General features: G+C 32.9%; 19 protein-coding genes. 1 reads left to right on the top strand and 18 read right to left on the bottom strand.

Annotation, left to right across the window (positions count from 1 at the left end):
• Positions 1–17 precede the first annotated feature (17 nt).
• The 5 genes from ASC72_RS20600 to ASC72_RS20580 form a co-directional block, all read right to left on the bottom strand.
• Entirely contained in the window at positions 18–1,001 is a 984-nt protein-coding gene (locus tag ASC72_RS20600) for an SDR family oxidoreductase (RefSeq protein WP_056195324.1), read from the bottom strand.
• Positions 1,002–1,011: 10 nt separating this feature from the next.
• Positions 1,012–3,453: a polysaccharide biosynthesis tyrosine autokinase gene (locus tag ASC72_RS20595; protein WP_056195321.1), complete on the bottom strand. Its 2,442-nt coding sequence runs from the start codon at positions 3,451–3,453 to the stop codon at positions 1,012–1,014.
• Between the two features lie 14 nt (positions 3,454–3,467).
• Complete coding sequence (locus ASC72_RS20590) at positions 3,468–4,256, bottom strand: polysaccharide biosynthesis/export family protein (RefSeq protein ID WP_056195316.1); 789 nt, start codon at positions 4,254–4,256, stop codon at positions 3,468–3,470.
• 70 nt (positions 4,257–4,326) lie between these two features.
• Positions 4,327–4,947, bottom strand: coding sequence for a recombination mediator RecR (recR, locus tag ASC72_RS20585; protein ID WP_056195313.1), 621 nt, complete (start codon positions 4,945–4,947; stop codon positions 4,327–4,329).
• A gap of 174 nt (positions 4,948–5,121) precedes the next feature.
• On the bottom strand, positions 5,122–5,487 hold the full coding sequence (locus tag ASC72_RS20580) for a CoA-binding protein (RefSeq protein ID WP_056195310.1): 366 nt from the start codon (positions 5,485–5,487) through the stop codon (positions 5,122–5,124).
• Positions 5,488–5,637: 150 nt separating this feature from the next.
• On the opposite strand from ASC72_RS20580, the gene ASC72_RS20575 reads away from it, so the two are divergent.
• On the top strand, positions 5,638–6,267 hold the full coding sequence (locus ASC72_RS20575; protein ID WP_056195307.1) for a MarC family NAAT transporter: 630 nt from the start codon (positions 5,638–5,640) through the stop codon (positions 6,265–6,267).
• A gap of 83 nt (positions 6,268–6,350) precedes the next feature.
• On the opposite strand, the gene ctlX is transcribed toward ASC72_RS20575, so the two are convergent.
• The 13 genes from ctlX to secY form a co-directional block, all read right to left on the bottom strand.
• Positions 6,351–7,286 (bottom strand): citrulline utilization hydrolase CtlX, encoded by a 936-nt coding sequence (ctlX, locus tag ASC72_RS20570; RefSeq protein WP_056195303.1) that lies wholly within the window; start codon positions 7,284–7,286, stop codon positions 6,351–6,353.
• A 65-nt stretch (positions 7,287–7,351) separates the two neighbouring features.
• On the bottom strand, positions 7,352–8,266 hold the full coding sequence (locus ASC72_RS20565; protein ID WP_056195300.1) for a dimethylarginine dimethylaminohydrolase family protein: 915 nt from the start codon (positions 8,264–8,266) through the stop codon (positions 7,352–7,354).
• A gap of 65 nt (positions 8,267–8,331) precedes the next feature.
• Positions 8,332–9,609: a citrate synthase gene (locus tag ASC72_RS20560; RefSeq protein ID WP_056195295.1), complete on the bottom strand. Its 1,278-nt coding sequence runs from the start codon at positions 9,607–9,609 to the stop codon at positions 8,332–8,334.
• 155 nt (positions 9,610–9,764) lie between these two features.
• The gene (gene eno / locus ASC72_RS20555) at positions 9,765–11,057 is read right to left on the bottom strand and encodes a phosphopyruvate hydratase (RefSeq protein WP_056195292.1); all 1,293 of its coding nucleotides are present in this window, start codon (positions 11,055–11,057) and stop codon (positions 9,765–9,767) included.
• A gap of 100 nt (positions 11,058–11,157) precedes the next feature.
• Positions 11,158–12,276, bottom strand: a complete 1,119-nt coding sequence (gene carA / locus ASC72_RS20550) for a glutamine-hydrolyzing carbamoyl-phosphate synthase small subunit (protein WP_056195289.1) — start codon at positions 12,274–12,276, stop codon at positions 11,158–11,160.
• A gap of 247 nt (positions 12,277–12,523) precedes the next feature.
• Entirely contained in the window at positions 12,524–13,012 is a 489-nt protein-coding gene (gene rplQ / locus ASC72_RS20545; protein WP_007803683.1) for a 50S ribosomal protein L17, read from the bottom strand.
• 36 nt (positions 13,013–13,048) lie between these two features.
• On the bottom strand, positions 13,049–14,041 hold the full coding sequence (locus tag ASC72_RS20540; protein ID WP_026109818.1) for a DNA-directed RNA polymerase subunit alpha: 993 nt from the start codon (positions 14,039–14,041) through the stop codon (positions 13,049–13,051).
• Between the two features lie 21 nt (positions 14,042–14,062).
• Positions 14,063–14,668: a 30S ribosomal protein S4 gene (gene rpsD / locus ASC72_RS20535; RefSeq protein ID WP_026982953.1), complete on the bottom strand. Its 606-nt coding sequence runs from the start codon at positions 14,666–14,668 to the stop codon at positions 14,063–14,065.
• Positions 14,669–14,763: 95 nt separating this feature from the next.
• Positions 14,764–15,147: a 30S ribosomal protein S11 gene (gene rpsK, locus ASC72_RS20530; protein ID WP_007803677.1), complete on the bottom strand. Its 384-nt coding sequence runs from the start codon at positions 15,145–15,147 to the stop codon at positions 14,764–14,766.
• Positions 15,148–15,155: 8 nt separating this feature from the next.
• A complete protein-coding gene (gene rpsM / locus ASC72_RS20525) occupies positions 15,156–15,530 on the bottom strand; it encodes a 30S ribosomal protein S13 (protein ID WP_007803675.1) in 375 nt (124 codons plus the stop codon).
• Positions 15,531–15,532: 2 nt separating this feature from the next.
• Positions 15,533–15,649 carry a type B 50S ribosomal protein L36 gene (ykgO, locus tag ASC72_RS23800; protein WP_072945378.1) on the bottom strand — a complete coding sequence of 39 codons (117 nt, stop codon included), beginning with the start codon at positions 15,647–15,649 and terminating at the stop codon, positions 15,533–15,535.
• Positions 15,650–15,661: 12 nt separating this feature from the next.
• Entirely contained in the window at positions 15,662–15,877 is a 216-nt protein-coding gene (gene infA, locus ASC72_RS20520) for a translation initiation factor IF-1 (RefSeq protein ID WP_007136545.1), read from the bottom strand.
• Positions 15,878–15,884: 7 nt separating this feature from the next.
• Positions 15,885–17,231, bottom strand: coding sequence for a preprotein translocase subunit SecY (gene secY, locus ASC72_RS20515; RefSeq protein ID WP_056195286.1), 1,347 nt, complete (start codon positions 17,229–17,231; stop codon positions 15,885–15,887).
• Between the last annotated feature and the right edge of the window lie 11 nt (positions 17,232–17,242).

The raw sequence follows: 17,242 nt of genomic DNA, 5'->3' as shown, positions 1-17,242 counted from the left end.
TCTTATCTTAATCTCTATTATTTCAAATTATTCCAATACCAGCTAACAGCTTCTTTCAATCCTTCTTGTAAAGAATACTTTGGATTATAACCCAATATTGATTTTGCTTTTTCTATACTCGCCAATGAATGCGGAATATCGCCAGCTCTATTGGCACCATAAACTATTTCCACATCTGCAATTTTAGAATCAAATTCGGCTAGATATTTTTTCAAATAACCTACCAAATCATTTAATGTATTTCGATCACCGAATGCAGTATTGTAAACTGTGTTTATGGCCTGTGGATTTTGACTTGTCATTGCCAATTCATTCATTTGAATTACATTATCGATATAAGTAAAATCTCTTGAATAATTTCCATCACCATTAATTACGGGACTTTCATAATTCATTAACTGCATTACAAACTTGGGAATTACCGCTGCATAAGCACCTTTAGGATCTTGCTTTCTTCCAAAAACATTAAAATAACGCAGCCCAATAGTTTCTAATCCATATGTTCTGCTAACAAACTCCGCATACAATTCATTTACATATTTTGTAATGGCATATGGAGATAATGGTTTCCCGATAACATCCTCCACTTTTGGCAAGCCTTGAGAATCTCCATATGTTGAAGAACTCGCAGCATATATAAAACGCTTAACTTTCGCATCACGAGAAGCAACAAGCATATTTAAAAATCCTGAAACATTTACATCATTGGTGGTTATAGGATCATTAATTGATCTTGGAACAGAACCAAGCGCCGCCTGATGTAAAACATAATCAACACCTTCAACAGCTAGAATACAATCATTTATATTTCGAATATCACCTTCAATTAATTTAAAGTTTGGATTATTTATAAAATCATTTAAATTATGTCTGTGACCAGTTGAAAAATTATCTAAACAAACTACTTTATGACCTAATTCTAGAAAATGTTCGCATAAATTTGAACCAATAAAACCTGCACCTCCAGTAATAAGAATAGTATTTTGAGTTGGTGTTTTCATTTAAGTCAGATTATTTTTTATTAAATCTATTAAAAATACTTTTTAAGAAGTGTGCTTTTTCTTCCTCTTCATGATATCCGTTAGAATAGGCGCCGTAACCATAACCATAACCTGATCCATACTTAGCTTTATTCTCATACCCGTTAAACACAATACTCGCATTATTAAGCTCACCTCTTTTTATTCTTGTATTCAACAACGTAATCATATCTTTTTTCGTATAATTTTGTCTTACAATATACAATGTGACATCTGCATACTGAGCCAACTCTAATGCATCAGAAACCAATCCTACGGGAGGTGTATCCAAAATTATATAATCATATTTCTGTTTCAATTCATCTACCAGTTCTTTCATTGCATCACTTAAAATAAGCTCAGAAGGATTAGGAGGTATAGGTCCTGAAAGAATAACATCCAGATTTGGAATTTGGGTGGAGTTAGTAATTTCAGACAAGCTATTCTGTTTAATCAAATAATTCACAACACCCAGTTGAGTAGTTAAATTAAATTCATCAGCTAATCTTGGCTTTCTTAAATCCAAACCGATAATAACTGTTTTTTTCTCACTTAAGGCAAAAACAGTTGCAATATTGATAGAGCAAAATGTTTTTCCTTCTCCACTAATTGAAGAGGTTATCATTAAAGTCTTTGATCCGCTTACCTGCTGTTTTTTATACAAAAATTGTAAGGAGGAACGAATTGTTCTAAAAGCTTCAGAAAGGGCCGATTTTGGTTTATCAAATACTGCCAAACTCACATTATCTTTATTAACTCCAACAACACCAATTAACGGAATTTGCGTTAATTTACTAATATCATCAGTATTCTGAATAGAGTCATTAATGAAGAAAATACCAAACACAAACAGCAACGGAATCAGGAAACCAAGAAAGAGCGCTAAAACATAATTCACAGAAGTTTTTGGCCCAATTAATCCTCCTCCAATATCTTTTGCAGGATCTATAAAATGGATGTCAGATAAATTAGATGCTTTTACGATTTCTGCTTCATTTCTCTTCTGAAGAAATTCCGTATAAATATTATCGTTTAAATCATATTTCCTCTTAATCTTTAACAATTCCTGCTGCTCTTCCGGAAGACGTTTTACAACACTTTCTGCCTCGCCAATTTTAGCGTTTACCAATGACAAATCATACAATAATGATGATTTTGCTGAAGCAATATTTTCTAAAAGGACACTTTTAAGTGCCTGCATTTGATTATCAAAATCCTTAAAAATCTTTTCACTTTTTACAGCATAAGCCATTTCTGATCTTTGGGTAGAAAGCGCAATAAGTTTTGATACAGCAACCACAATATTAGGATCTTCAATTCCTGCAACAGACGGAGCTGGCAATCTTGAATAATCAACACTATTATTCAAGTACATTTTTAAGGAATTGTAGTACGCTATTTTTCTGGAAACCTGATCTCTTTCAACATCAAAATCCATTATTTTGTCCGAAAACTTAGCACCTCCACCTTCGATTTCGTAGATGTTTTTATCTTTTCTAAAAGACTTTAATTCGTTACCATTTTGTTTCAATTGCGACTCCATAGCAACAAGAGTACTGTCGATGAATCTTATTGTATTAGTTGCAAATTGGTTTTTACCATCAAGTTGAATTTTGATTAACATTTTTACTGTCGAATTCAAATATTCAACCATTCTGGCTTTGTTTGTGCCCTGCATTCCTAAGGTTAATATGGAACCCGCTTTATCATCAGCGTCAACATTGATTCCTTTATATCGGGAAACTGTACCATCAAAATCATTAAATCTTACAAAGTATTCATTTCCATTATAAAGTCCCGGATTATCATTTATTTGTAATTTCCAATTCAGAAAAGGCAATGAAACCTGGTCTCCAACTTTATATTTTTTCACAAACTCAGTGGGTTGAACAGCTGTATTGGAATAAGAATTGTCAGAATAATTAATTAGTGAAACTGAATTATTTTCAAATGGAATTCGGATTTCATATTCATTGGGACTTAAAAATTTTATTCCTATTAAAACATTGGCAAGCTGACCTTTTGATTTGTCAATATCTACATAAAAAGGAACTGCACCATAAGCATCTACCAAATTATATTTTCCCTGTGTTAGGTAATCGATATAAAACTGTAATTTACTAACTACTAATTCATTATGGGATCTAGATTGCAATATGGTTGATATTCCGTTTACCTGATCTGAAATACCTCCCCAATTAAAAACCAAACTTGTGTTAGATGTAAAAAACGGATTGCTTTCCTCTTTAATAGAAATCATCGTTTGCATTCCGTAGATTTTTTCTTTGCGGATATTTACCTGATAGGCAATCGTAAATGCAATAATCAAACTAACTAAAAACCATTTCCAGTAGCTAAGAATTTTTAATAAAAATCCTTTAAAATCAAAATTTGAATGATTCTCAAAAATGGAAAAATCTTTTATATCTAACATTTTTTGAATTTACTTTAGTTTTTGATAATTAAATATACAGTTGTAGCCAATGACAATAAGGTAATTATAGTACCGATTGACTGTATACCGGTTTGACCAGTTCCCCATGTTTTCTGTCTCAATGGTTTTACGTAGATATAATCATTAGGTTGCAAATAATAATAAGGGGATTTCATTACGTTGACATCTGTAAGATCAATTTCATTCATCTGCACTCCGGTTGGAGTTTGACGAATGATCATCACGGCTTTTCTATTACCTACAGTAGTTATATCTCCAGCGTTGGCAACTGCTTCCAGAACATTTACATGCGCCTGAAACAATGTTTTAGTCCCTGTGCTTCCAACTTCCCCATTTATTGTATATCTGAAACCAGCGAGTTTTACTGTCACAAAAACATTTGCCTCACTTTTAAAATATTCTTCGAGTAATTTTTTCTCGATCATAAGTCTAACTTCTTCCAAAGTATATCCTATGACATTTATTTCGCCTAAAATCGGCATCCTAATATTACCATGATCATCGACAGTAAATCCATCAAAATACAAAGCTGATTCTGATTTTCCTGTAGTTGTACTTTCTGTTGTATTAAAAATCGAAACCAATTTAGGATCAATAGCTTTTATATTAACACTTAAAACGTCATTTACCTGCAGTCTATAAGGTTTAGATTCTACAGCCGAAACTGTATTTTGCTCGCCTGAATTGTTTTTATCCTGTAAATACCATAAATCTTTTACCGGAATACAGGATGTAAATAGTGCACTAATTAGTATTAGTATATAAAAGCTCTTTTTTGTCATTATTAAAAATTTATCGCAAATATAGCTTTTCCTTTAATTCTCAGGAAATCTAACTTATATTTGGGTGTATTTAATTATTTTTAAAAGTTTTTTCGAACGGAACACGATGTAAAATACTTCTTCCGAGCGTAATTTCATCTGCATATTCTAATTCATCGCCAACAGCTATTCCTCTTGCAATTGTTGAGATTATAATCTCTGACTCACCAATTTGTTTATAGATATAAAAATTTGTCGTGTCTCCCTCCATTGTTGAACTCAGTGCAAAAATAATTTCTATTACTTTTCCGTTCTTTACCTTCTCAACCAAACTCGAAATATTTAACTGACTGGGACCAACACCTTCAATTGGTGAAATCTTACCACCCAAAACATGATAGATTCCTTTATATTGACCTGTATTTTCAATAGCCATTACATCACGAATATCTTCAACGACACAAATAGTCTGATGATTTCTAGTTGCATTTGCACAAATTTCGCAAACCTTTGTATCTGATATATTATGACAGCTTTCACAAAACTTTATATCCTCTCGCATGTTTAATAATGCCTGAGATAAAAAACCAGTTTGTTCTTTCGGTTGTTTTAACAAATGAAGAACTAATCGTAATGCCGTACGTTTACCAATTCCGGGTAATTGAGACATTTCGTTAACTGCTTTTTCTATTAATTTTGATGAAAATTCCATAACGACAAAAGTAATACTTTAATGTTGCTTTTTAGCCCCGATAGTCCCGAAGCTTTGAGAGAAATGCTTTTTGTTTTTCCTTTAAAAACAAAAAGATTACTTCACCTTGTTTTCATTTAATTGGAGTTCAGTGAACTTCGTTTGAAACGAATAGCGTGATTAGCTCTTAAAAAATTAATATTGATTAGTAGCCAATAAAACCAAAGTACAAGCCACTTCAGCCTTAATATTATTCAGCTCCAGTAATTGATATAATTCTGGATTTTCAGTTCCGGGATTAAAAACAACTCTTTTGGGCTGCGCTTCAATAATATAATTATAATAATCACGCTGACGACTTGGATTTAAATACAAGGTTACTGTGTCTATATTTTTTACAGGTATTGCTTTAGTGTAAATTTTCACTCCGGCAACCTCACCGGTATTTTGACCAATTGCTAATACAGTATGTCCTTTTTGAACCAACATGTTTATAGCTCTATATGCGTATCGATCTGGTTTTGTAGTAGCTCCCAGAACTAAAGTTTTTTTATTTTTCATTATTTTTAAAATATAACGCAAAAGTAATCAAAAAGAATGAGCTTGGTTTATCTTATTAATTTAGAATTCAATCAATAAAACAATATCCTAACATGATTTTACTTTGTTCAATTAAAATTTGATTATTTTTACTTTACTAACCAAAACTCTATGGATCTTTTCATTTATTTATTTGCTGCTCTTTTTTCGGTTTTAAATCCAATTGGTACTGTTCCTATTTTTGTTGGCCTTACCCAACATGATTCTCAAAAAGAACGTTCCCGAATCTCATTGTGGACTGCAATAAACGTTTTTATTATTTTGATTGTATCTTATTTTATAGGTCAATATGTTCTGACTTTTTTCGGAATTAGTATTGACGCCCTTCGAATTGCCGGCGGAATTGTCATTGTAAATTCGGGGTTCTCATTGCTTTCAGGGAAATTCAATAAAAAAAGAGGAATTAATAAAAAGATTGAAAATGAAGCTCACCAAAGAAATGATATTGCTTTAACTCCTTTAGCAATCCCTATGCTTGCCGGACCAGGTTCAATATCATTATTGATTGCTTTCTATCAGGAACATCACCAAATGAATGAAATTATTATTTCGAGTTTAGCCATTTTAGCGATTGCGGTTGCCATTTTTGCTATTTTAAAAAGTGCCCATTATTTAGCAAGAATATTAGGTGCTTCAGGAATTGTAGCGATATCACGAATTGTTGGTTTTATTGTAATTTCTATAGGAATTCAATATATAGTGAGTTCAATCATTAATATCATAAAAGGAAATTTGATGTAAATCAGTTTTAAATCTCACATAAATAAAAAGGGATAGAACTTTTTTTTACGTTTTATCCCTCTTTTTATATTTTTATTAATTTTTTAATTTCTTGGTAAAAACACTTCAGCCATCATACATCTTGCACTTCCTCCTCCGCAAGCTTCGATAGTATCTAAACTTGAACTTAGAATTTCAGCATGATTTTCTAATTGGGCAATTTGCTTTGGAGTTAAGCTTTGATGTGCTGATGCACTCATAACAATGTATTTCTTGTCATTTGTACCTCTTACCTCCAGCATATTTCCGGCAAAATTATTTACTTGTGATTCTGTAATCAGAATAATTTCTTTTTTATCTGCCTTTAGATTTTCCAGAACCATTTTACGTTCTTTTTTATCATCAATACAATCTGCACAAATTACTGCAAAAGTCTCTCCTAAACACATCATTACGTTTGTATGATAGATTAGCTTACGTTCTCCATCAACAGTTTGAAATGCTTCAAAAATTACCGGAGCATAATCAAAGTCTTCACAAAACTCTATAAACAATTCTTCATCAGCACGAGGGGATAAAGCACAATATGCTTTTGCATTTGCACGGTCTAAAAGTAAACTTCCTGTTCCTTCTAAAAAATATCCATCATCTTCTGCAGATGTATAATCCATTATATTAGCAATCTCAAAACCCTTTTCTTCAAGAGTATCTAAAATATCTTCACGACGCTCCTGACGGCGATTTTCAGCAAACATGGGATAAAGAGCTACATCTCCATTTTCATGAAAAGAAACCCAGTTATTTGGAAAAATACTATCTGGCGTATCCGTTTCTAAAGTATCATCAATAACCGTAACATCAACACCTACTGCTCTCAGTTTTTCAACAAAAGTGTCAAACTCTTGTTGAGCTTTTGCATTCACTGTACTTGGCAAAAGTCCGTCTAATACTTTTTGGTAATAATTATTCACTGCTGTTTGCTCATTCATTCTGAAAGCAACCGGACGAATCATTACGATTGCATTTGTTGTTTGTCTCATTTTCTTTATGTTTTTTTTCCATATTTCAGGTTTCCCAAATTTAAAACCTGAAACTTGGAACTTATTTAATCTCTAATTAATGGTAAAGTCGAGCATCTTAACAAACCTTCTTGTTTGGCAATTTCAGCATATGGTATTTCCTCAACTGTAAATCCGTTTGCACGAAGCCAATTATTCAAACGTGTAAAATTTTTCTCAGAAACAACTACATTTTCATCAATAGAAAATACATTCGAAAACATATGATACATTTCGTTTCTTTCAATGTGGAATAGATTTTCTTTTCCAAAAAGATTGACTAAATATAAATAATCAGCTTCTTCGCGAAAACCTCTTTTATAAATTATCCCTTTATCTTTTCCAACAGGCTGAAAACAACAATCTAAGTGTAAAGCATTATCGCGAGCTTCTAATTTAGATTTTACCAAGTCGAACTCTTTGACAATTTTATTCGGAAATAATTCTTTAATATAGTTTACACCGTACATATTGGTCCTTGCCGTGATATAATCTTTATAATCGCTTCCTTTATAAGTCCCGATAAAAATATGATCATTCCACAGCATCACATCCCCCCCTTCAATGTGAACTTCCTCAGGCGGGCGAACTACTTTTGAAGAATCTATTTGATCAATAACATATTGAATCGCATCTAATTCACGTTCTCTATCAGGTAAAATATTCGATTTTACAAAAATATCATCTATAACAAAACCAATATCTCTTGCAAAAATTTGATTGTAATTTTCAATCATTTCGGGACGATAAACTATTACATCATACTTCTGAAAAACAGCATTAAAAGCATCCATTTCAGCAACCATATCCTTTTCAACAGGATAAGTTCCTGCCTTAATATGTTCCAATGATTTGGGATCATAGGCTTCACCTAAAGATGGAGTTGGCCCATTATGAACGGCAGAACCCAAAACTACGGCACGCAGTCTTGACGTTTCGTTCTTTATATTTAATTGCAACATAACTCTATTATATTTTGAGCAAATATAAAAAAAGCTTCACAGTTAAGTGAAGCTTTAAAGTTATTTTATTTATTAGGCTTAAAGTCTCTCAATGGATGCCCTGTATAAATTTGTCTAGGTCTTCCGATTGGCTCTTTGTTTTCACGCATTTCTTTCCATTGTGCGATCCAGCCTGGTAATCTACCAATAGCAAACATTACTGTAAACATATCAGTTGGAATTCCTAATGCTCTGTAAATAATTCCCGAATAGAAATCTACGTTTGGATATAAATTTCTTGATTTGAAGTAATCGTCTTCAAGAGCAGCCGATTCTAGCTTTTTAGCAATCTCTAAAATTGGATCATTAACACCTAAAGTTTCTAAAACTTCTTTAGCTGCTTTTTTGATAATTTTCGCTCTCGGATCAAAGTTTTTATAAACTCTGTGGCCAAATCCCATTAAACGGAAAGGATCGTTTTTATCTTTTGCTTTCGCTAAAAACTTATCTGTATCTCCACCGTCTTTGTTAATTTCTTCTAACATTTCCAGAACGGCCTGATTAGCTCCTCCATGAAGAGGACCCCAAAGTGCAGAAACTCCTGCAGAGATTGACGCAAATAAACCAGCATGAGATGAACCAACCATTCTTACTGTCGATGTAGAACAGTTTTGCTCGTGATCAGCATGAAGAATAAATAATTTGTCTAAGGCGTCAATAACAACTGGACTTGCTTTGTAAGGTCCTGTAGGCAATTGAAACATCAATTGCATAAAGTTTTCTACATATCCTTTTGTGTTGTCATAATAATTCAACGGATAACCCATTGATTTTCTGTACGTCCAAGTAGCAATTACAAGAAATTTTGCCATTGTTTTACAAATAGCTTCGTACATTTCTTTTTCATTGTCAACATTTACTGCTTTTGGATTAAATGCTGTCAAAGCACTTGTTAAAGCAGATAAAACTCCCATTGGATGGGCTGTTTTTGGAAATCCATCAATGATATTTTTCATTTCTTCGTTTACCAAAGTATGCTTTTTAATATCATTTTCAAATTGCTCTAATTGTTGAGCTGTTGGCAATTCACCAAAAATCAAAAGATAAGACACTTCTAAAAAATTTGCCTTTTCAGCTAAATCTTCGATTGAATACCCTCTGTAACGCAAAATTCCTAATTCTCCGTCTAAGAAAGTGATTTCACTTTTGCAAGAACCAGAATTTTTATAACCCGGATCAATTGTGATAACTCCAGTTAAATCACGTAATTTGTTAATATCGATAGCTGATTCATTTTCGCTCCCTGTAATAACCGGAAGCTCAATTTTTTGACCATCTACTTCTAATGTAGCTATTTTTGACATAATATATCGGAAATAAATCTTTAAAATAATAATTTATCAAATCTAAGGAATTTAAGACTAATTAAAAAAGGAATACTGCTATGAATTTGTTAAAACTCCAAAAAAAAACCATCCATTAGAAAATGGATGGTCTAAATCTATATATAACCTTACAATTATTTAATCTTGAAAGCTTTTAACCCCGGAAAATAAGCAGTACTTCCTAATTCTTCTTCAATTCTTAATAATTGATTGTATTTTGCCATACGATCAGAACGAGAAGCAGAACCTGTTTTAATTTGACCACAATTTAAAGCCACAGCTAAATCGGCAATAGTATTATCCTCTGTTTCACCAGAACGGTGAGACATTACTGAAGTGTAACCTGCATTTTTAGCCATGTTTACAGCTGCAATAGTTTCAGTCAAAGTACCAATTTGGTTTACTTTTACTAAAATTGAATTTGCAATTCCTTTTTCAATACCTGTAGACAAACGCTCAACATTAGTAACAAATAAATCATCACCAACTAATTGTACTTTATCTCCAATTTTATCCGTTAAATATTTCCATCCATTCCAGTCATCTTCGTACATACCATCTTCGATAGAAATAATTGGATATTTAGCAGCAAGTTCAGCTAAATAATCAGCTTGCTCTTCAGAAGTTCTGATTTTTCCTGTTTCACCTTCAAATTTAGTATAATCGTATTTACCGTTTACATAAAATTCAGATGCAGCACAGTCAAGAGCAATCATAATTTCGTCACCGAAAGAATAACCCGCTTTTTCAACTGCCAATTTTATAGTATCAAGAGCATCTTCAGTTCCTCCGGCTAAATTTGGAGCAAAACCTCCTTCGTCACCTACAGCAGTACTTAAACCTCTGTCATGTAATACTTTTTTCAAGCTGTGGAAAATTTCAGTTCCCATTTGCATTGCATGTGTAAATGAAGTTGCTTTTACAGGGAAGATCATAAACTCTTGAAATGCAATAGGTGCATCAGAGTGAGAACCGCCATTGATGATATTCATCATAGGCACAGGCAATGTATTAGCAGAAACTCCACCAACATATCTGTATAACGGCAATCCTAATTCATTTGCAGCAGCTTTTGCAGCAGCCAAAGAAACTCCTAAAATAGCATTAGCTCCTAATTTAGATTTATTTGGAGTTCCATCTAAATCAATCATTAACTGATCAATTGTGTTTTGTTCGAAAACAGAAGTTCCAACTAACTCTTCAGCAATAACAGTATTTACATTATTCACTGCATTCAAAACTCCTTTTCCTAAGAAAGCTTTTCCTCCGTCACGTAATTCAACAGCCTCATGTTCTCCAGTTGAAGCTCCAGATGGAACTGCGGCTCTACCTAAAACCCCATTCTCAGTTACTACATCAACTTCAATAGTAGGATTACCTCTAGAATCAAAAATTTGTCTTGCGTGAACTTTAATTATAATACTCATTATTTTTGTTTTTTATTAATAAATTATATTTTTTTTCGAAATTATAAAAATATTTAATAGAATAAATGCATTCTTACTATTAAATAGCTTTATTTATTAACTATATCGTTTTAGCAGTTGCTAATTTTATATTCTCAACAAACTGATCGAATAAATAAGATGAATCATGTGGTCCGGGACTTGCTTCGGGATGATATTGAACAGAAAAACAATTCTTATTTTTCATTCGCATTCCTGCAACTGTATCATCATTAAGATGTACATGAGTAATTTCCAACTCAGGATGACCATCCAAAGCTTCTCTTTTTACAGCAAAACCATGGTTTTGAGAAGTTATTTCGCCTTTACCAGTGATAATATTTTTTACTGGATGATTAATACCACGGTGACCACCGAACATTTTATAAGTTTTAACTCCGTTTGCTAAAGCTATAACCTGATGACCTAAACAAATTCCGAATAGTGGTTTATCATCTGCTATAATTTCTTTTGCAACTTGTATCGCACCAAATAAAGGATCAGGATCCCCAGGCCCATTTGACAAGAAATACCCATCTGGATTGAACGCGGTCAAATCTTTATAGGTTGAATTATATGGAAAAACTTTAATGTAACAATCTCTTTTGGCAAGATTTCTTAAGATATTCTTTTTAATTCCAAGATCTAAAGCTGATATTTTATAAGTAGCATTTTCATCTCCAAAAAAATAAGGTTCAGTAGTCGATACTTTTGAAGCCAACTCTAAACCTTCCATGTTTGGCACATTTGCCAATTCTTTTTTCAACTCTTCAACCGAAGTTCCATCAGTACATATAACAGCATTCATAGCTCCGTTGTCACGGATATAGCTTACTAATGCACGAGTATCAACATCAGAAATACAGATTAAATTCTGTTTAATAAAATAATCTTCCAGACTTCCGGAAGAATCTTCACGTGAATAATTAAAGCTGAAGTTTTTACAAACTAAACCAGCAATTTTGACGCTGTCTGACTCTATTTCCAAATCATTAACACCATAATTTCCAATGTGCGCATTAGTAGCGACTAATATTTGACCAAAATAAGAAGGATCTGTAAATATTTCCTGATATCCTGTCATTCCTGTATTAAAACAAACTTCACCAAAAGTTTTACCGCTAATTCCGATAGATTTTCCGTGAAAAATAGTTCCATCACTAAGTAATAAAATGGCGCTTTGTCGTGTAGTGTATTTCATTCTTTAATTTGTATTGTTTTTTATCGTCTAATGAATCAGGCAAACCTGTTCCATTTGTAATTAGATATTTTGCAAATTTACTTCTTTAAAAGAGTGTCTCCAAGATTTTTTAAAACTTTCCTTCATAAAAATAAAACCTCATGAATCAAATAAGTTAAAAATCAGATTACCTCAAAAAAAATCAAAAAAAAAGGATAAACTAAAAATTAGCTTATCCTTGATTTTTATAGAATCATTACTTTCATAATTATTCAGAAGCTTCAGTAGTCGTTTCAGACTCAGCAGCTGGAGCTTCAGTAGTTTCCTCAGCTTTTTTTGCTTTACCACCACGACGGCTTTTTGCTTTTTTAACTTCTTTTTTACCTCCATTGTAAAGTTCATTGAAATCTACAAGTTCGATCATTGCCATATCAGCATTATCTCCCAAACGATTTCCAACTTTAATGATACGAGTGTATCCACCTGGACGGTCTCCAACTTTAGCAGCTACGTCTCTGAACAAGTCAGTTACCGCATATTTGCTACGTAAGTAAGCAAAAACAATACGACGATTGTGAGTCGTATCTTCTTTTGATTTTGTGATTAAAGGCTCAACGAATTGTTTAAGCGCTTTAGCCTTAGCAACAGTAGTGTTAATACGTTTGTGCTCAATAAGAGAACAAGCCATATTAGCTAACATAGCTTTTCTATGTCCAGTCTGTCTGCTTAAGTGATTGAATTTTTTTCCGTGTCTCATTGCTATTTTAAATTTAATCCGCCGTGGCGGATTGAATTATTCTTTATCTAATTTGTATTTAGCTAAATCCATTCCGAAAGTTAAATTTTTAACTGCTACAAGTTCATCTAGCTCTGTTAAAGATTTTTTACCAAAATTACGGAATTTCATCAGGTCATTTTTATTGAACGATACTAAATCACCAAGTGTATCAACTTCAGCCGCTTTCAAGCAATTTAATGCTCTCACAGATAAATCCATATCAACAAGCTTAGTTTTAAGCAATTGTCTCATATGCAATGACTCTTCATCATACGATTCTGTTTGTGCAATTTCGTCAGCCTCGAGTGTAATTCTTTCGTCAGAAAACAACATGAAGTGGTGAATTAAAACCTTAGCAGCTTCAGTAAGAGCATCTTTTGGATTAATAGATCCATCAGTTTTAATTTCAAAAACTAATTTTTCATAATCTGTTTTTTGTTCTACACGGAAGTTTTCAATTGCATATTTTACATTTTTTACCGGAGTAAAAATAGAGTCTGTAAAAATGGTTCCAATTGCAGCATTCTGTTTTTTGTTCTCCTCAGCAGGAACATATCCTCTACCTTTTTCGATTGTTAAATCGAAGTTCAATTTGATTTTAGAATCTAAATTACAGATAACAAGGTCTGGATTCAAAACTTGAAAACCTGAAATAAATTTTTGAAAATCACCTGCTGTCAATTGATCTTTACCAGAAACAGAAATTGTAACTGCTTCATTATCGATATCTTCAATCTGACGTTTGAAACGTACTTGTTTTAGATTAAGGATAATTTCGGTAACATCTTCAACAACACCTGAAATAGTAGAAAACTCATGATCTACACCTTCGATACGAACAGATGTAATTGCATAACCTTCTAATGCTGAAAGCAAAACTCTTCTAAGTGCATTACCAACTGTCAATCCATAACCAGGTTCTAAAGGTCTAAATTCGAATTTACCTTCAAAATCGGTTGAATCGATCATGATAACTTTATCGGGCTTTTGAAAATTAAATATTGCCATAAATTTCGACTAAGTCAATTATTATTTGTTGTACAACTCTACGATTAATTGTTCTTTAATGTTTTCTGGAATCTGAAGTCTTGCAGGTACAGAAACAAAAGTTCCCTCTTTAAGATCATTATTCCAAGTAATCCATTCATAAACATGACTTGAATTTGACAAAGAACGTTCGATAGCTTCTAAAGATTTAGATTTTTCACGAACTGCAACTTTATCACCAGGTTTAAGGTGGTAAGAAGCGATATTTACAACTTCACCATTAACAGTAACGTGTCTGTGAGAAACTAATTGTCTAGCACCTCTTCTAGAAGGAGCGATACCCATTCTAAAAACAACGTTATCTAATCTTGCTTCACATAATTGTAAAAGAACTTCACCAGTAACACCTTTAGTAGCTGATGCTTTTTTGAATAAATTTCTGAATTGTTTTTCTAAAATTCCATAAGAATATTTAGCTTTTTGCTTTTCCATTAACTGAACAGCGTACTCAGATTTTTTACCTCTTTTTTTAGCCATCCCGTGTTGTCCAGGTGGGTAATTTCTTTTTTCGAAAGATTTATCATCTCCGAAGATTGCCTCGCCAAATTTACGAGCAATTCTAGTTTTAGGACCAGTATATCTTGCCATTTCTAAAAAATTAAATTTAAGGTAGAGATTATGAATTCAGGTCAAATCCTTCGATAATCTATATTCTACCTTGTTTATACTATGAATAAATAAAATTAAACTCTACGTCTCTTTGGAGGACGACATCCGTTGTGAGGCATTGGAGTAACATCGATAATCTCTGTAACTTCAATTCCACCGTTATGAATAGAACGAATAGCAGACTCACGTCCGTTTCCTGGTCCTTTTACATAAACTTTTACTTTTTTAAGTCCTGCCTCAAGAGCTACTTTACTACAATCTTCTGCTGCCATTTGAGCTGCGTACGGAGTATTCTTTTTAGAACCTCTGAAACCCATTTTACCAGCTGAAGACCAAGAAATAACTTCACCTTTCTTATTTGTCAAAGAAATGATAATGTTGTTGAAAGTGGCAGAAATATGAGCTTCACCCGTTGATTCAACGATAACTTTACGTTTTTTTGCAGTTGCTTTAGCCATATTACTTATTATTTAGTTGCTTTTTTCTTGTTCGCAACAGTTTTTCTTTTACCTTTTCTTGTTCTAGAGTTGTTTTTAGTTCTTTGCCCTCTTAACGGAAGACCAGATCTATGACGGATACCTCTGTAACATCCAATATCCATTAAACGTTTGATGTTTAAAGAAACCTCAGAACGTAATTCTCCTTCAATTTTGTAAAATGAAACTGCATCACGAATCGCTCCGATCTCATCATCATTCCAATCTTGAACTTTTTTGTCTTGGCTAACTTGAGCTTTTTCTAAAATCTCAATAGCTCTACTTCTTCCTAATCCAAAGATATAGGTAAGTGCTATAACACCTCTTTTATTTTTTGGGATATCTACCCCTGCTATTCTTGCCATAATTATCCTTGTCTTTGTTTAAATCTAGGATTCTTTTTGTTTATTACGTACAATCTCCCTTTTCTACGCACAATAATGCACTCGGGACTTCTCTTTTTTACTGATGCTCTAACTTTCATAGTGAATATCCTTTAATATCGATAAGTAATTCTTGCTTTTGACAAATCATAAGGACTCATTTCTAGTTTCACTTTATCACCAGGTAATAATTTGATGTAATGCATACGCATTTTTCCAGAAATATGAGCAATTACAATATGTCCATTTTCTAACTCTACACGGAACATCGCATTTGACAATGCTTCAATGATTGATCCGTCTTGTTCTATTGCTGATTGTTTTGCCATAAATATATTAAGCTACCGCTTTTCTATTTTTACCAGTCTTCATTAAACCATCATAATGTTTGTTTAACAAGTATGAATTGATTTGTTGAATAGTATCTATTGCAACTCCAACCATAATTATTAATGAGGTACCTCCAAAAAACATTGCCCAAGATTGTTGTACATCCATAATACTTACAACAATAGCTGGGAACACAGCAATCAAAGCAAGGAATAAAGATCCTGGGAAAGTTATTAAAGACATCACTTTATCTAAGAAGTCTGAAGTTTCAGCACCTGGACGAACGCCCGGGATAAAACCACCACTTCTTTTTAAATCATCAGCCATTTTGTTCGTAGGAACAGTAATTGCAGTGTAGAAGAATGTAAATACAATAATTAAAGTTGCAAATACAAAATTATACCAAAAACCGAACATATTACTAAATGCTCCAACAATAGATTGTGATGTGTCTGATTTAGACAATCCAGCTACAGCTGCAGGAATAAACATAATTGCCTGAGCAAAAATGATTGGCATAACTCCAGAAGCGTTAAGCTTAAGAGGAATCCATTGTCTATTACCACCTGCTAAATCTTGCTCATAATCACCAGTTGTTGTACGACGAGCGTATTGAACCGGGATCCTGCGTACCGCCATTGTAAGCAACACACAAGCGATGATCACTAACAACCACACAATAATTTCAATAACTAATAACATTGGACCACCATTGTTATTGGTAACTCTCGTAGTAAACTCTTGAATAAAAGCTTGCGGTAAACGAGCTAAGATACCAACCATAATTAATAATGAAATTCCATTTCCAATACCTTTATCAGTAATTTTTTCTCCAAGCCACATAGCAAAAATTGTACCTGTAACTAAGATAATAACAGACGAGAACAAAAATTCAGGAGAATTAAAGCCTAGTAAGAATGCACTACCAGGCAATGTTCTGTATAAATTATAGATATAAGTTGGACCTTGAACCAGTGTAATAGCTATAGTCAACCAACGAGTGATTTGATTAATCTTTTTTCTACCACTTTCTCCATCATTCTGAAGTTTTTGTAAATAAGGAATCGCAATTCCCATCAACTGAACCACAATAGACGCAGAAATATAAGGCATAATACCTAAAGCAAAAACTGAAGCTTTAGAGAAAGCACCCCCAGTAAACATGTCTAGGATAGATCCTAAACCATTTTTAGTTTGTCCCGCTAAACCAGTTAATTGAGTTGCGTCAATTCCAGGAAGCGTAACGTGTGCACCAAAACGATATACTAAAAGCAATCCTAATGTAATTAAGATTCTGTTTTTCAGTTCTTCGATTTTCCAAACATTACTTATTGATTCAATAAATTTCTTCATCTTAATAGATA

The organism is Flavobacterium sp. Root420 (assembly GCF_001427905.1).
In the GTDB taxonomy this organism is placed as follows: Bacteria; Bacteroidota; Bacteroidia; order Flavobacteriales; family Flavobacteriaceae; genus Flavobacterium.
The sequence above is the reverse complement of the archived record's forward strand: the minus strand, read 5'-3'. Positions and strand labels throughout refer to the sequence as shown.

Coding starts and splice junctions, on each gene's coding strand:
- ASC72_RS20600 (WP_056195324.1), bottom strand. CDS start 1,001: ATGAAAACACCAACTCAAAATACTATTCTTATTACTGGAGGTGCAGGT.
- ASC72_RS20595 (WP_056195321.1), bottom strand. CDS start 3,453: ATGTTAGATATAAAAGATTTTTCCATTTTTGAGAATCATTCAAATTTT.
- ASC72_RS20590 (WP_056195316.1), bottom strand. CDS start 4,256: ATGACAAAAAAGAGCTTTTATATACTAATACTAATTAGTGCACTATTT.
- recR (WP_056195313.1), bottom strand. CDS start 4,947: ATGGAATTTTCATCAAAATTAATAGAAAAAGCAGTTAACGAAATGTCT.
- ASC72_RS20580 (WP_056195310.1), bottom strand. CDS start 5,487: ATGAAAAATAAAAAAACTTTAGTTCTGGGAGCTACTACAAAACCAGAT.
- ASC72_RS20575 (WP_056195307.1), top strand. CDS start 5,638: ATGGATCTTTTCATTTATTTATTTGCTGCTCTTTTTTCGGTTTTAAAT.
- ctlX (WP_056195303.1), bottom strand. CDS start 7,286: ATGAGACAAACAACAAATGCAATCGTAATGATTCGTCCGGTTGCTTTC.
- ASC72_RS20565 (WP_056195300.1), bottom strand. CDS start 8,266: ATGTTGCAATTAAATATAAAGAACGAAACGTCAAGACTGCGTGCCGTA.
- ASC72_RS20560 (WP_056195295.1), bottom strand. CDS start 9,609: ATGTCAAAAATAGCTACATTAGAAGTAGATGGTCAAAAAATTGAGCTT.
- eno (WP_056195292.1), bottom strand. CDS start 11,057: ATGAGTATTATAATTAAAGTTCACGCAAGACAAATTTTTGATTCTAGA.
- carA (WP_056195289.1), bottom strand. CDS start 12,276: ATGAAATACACTACACGACAAAGCGCCATTTTATTACTTAGTGATGGA.
- rplQ (WP_007803683.1), bottom strand. CDS start 13,012: ATGAGACACGGAAAAAAATTCAATCACTTAAGCAGACAGACTGGACAT.
- ASC72_RS20540 (WP_026109818.1), bottom strand. CDS start 14,041: ATGGCAATATTTAATTTTCAAAAGCCCGATAAAGTTATCATGATCGAT.
- rpsD (WP_026982953.1), bottom strand. CDS start 14,668: ATGGCAAGATATACTGGTCCTAAAACTAGAATTGCTCGTAAATTTGGC.
- rpsK (WP_007803677.1), bottom strand. CDS start 15,147: ATGGCTAAAGCAACTGCAAAAAAACGTAAAGTTATCGTTGAATCAACG.
- rpsM (WP_007803675.1), bottom strand. CDS start 15,530: ATGGCAAGAATAGCAGGGGTAGATATCCCAAAAAATAAAAGAGGTGTT.
- ykgO (WP_072945378.1), bottom strand. CDS start 15,649: ATGAAAGTTAGAGCATCAGTAAAAAAGAGAAGTCCCGAGTGCATTATT.
- infA (WP_007136545.1), bottom strand. CDS start 15,877: ATGGCAAAACAATCAGCAATAGAACAAGACGGATCAATCATTGAAGCA.
- secY (WP_056195286.1), bottom strand. CDS start 17,231: ATGAAGAAATTTATTGAATCAATAAGTAATGTTTGGAAAATCGAAGAA.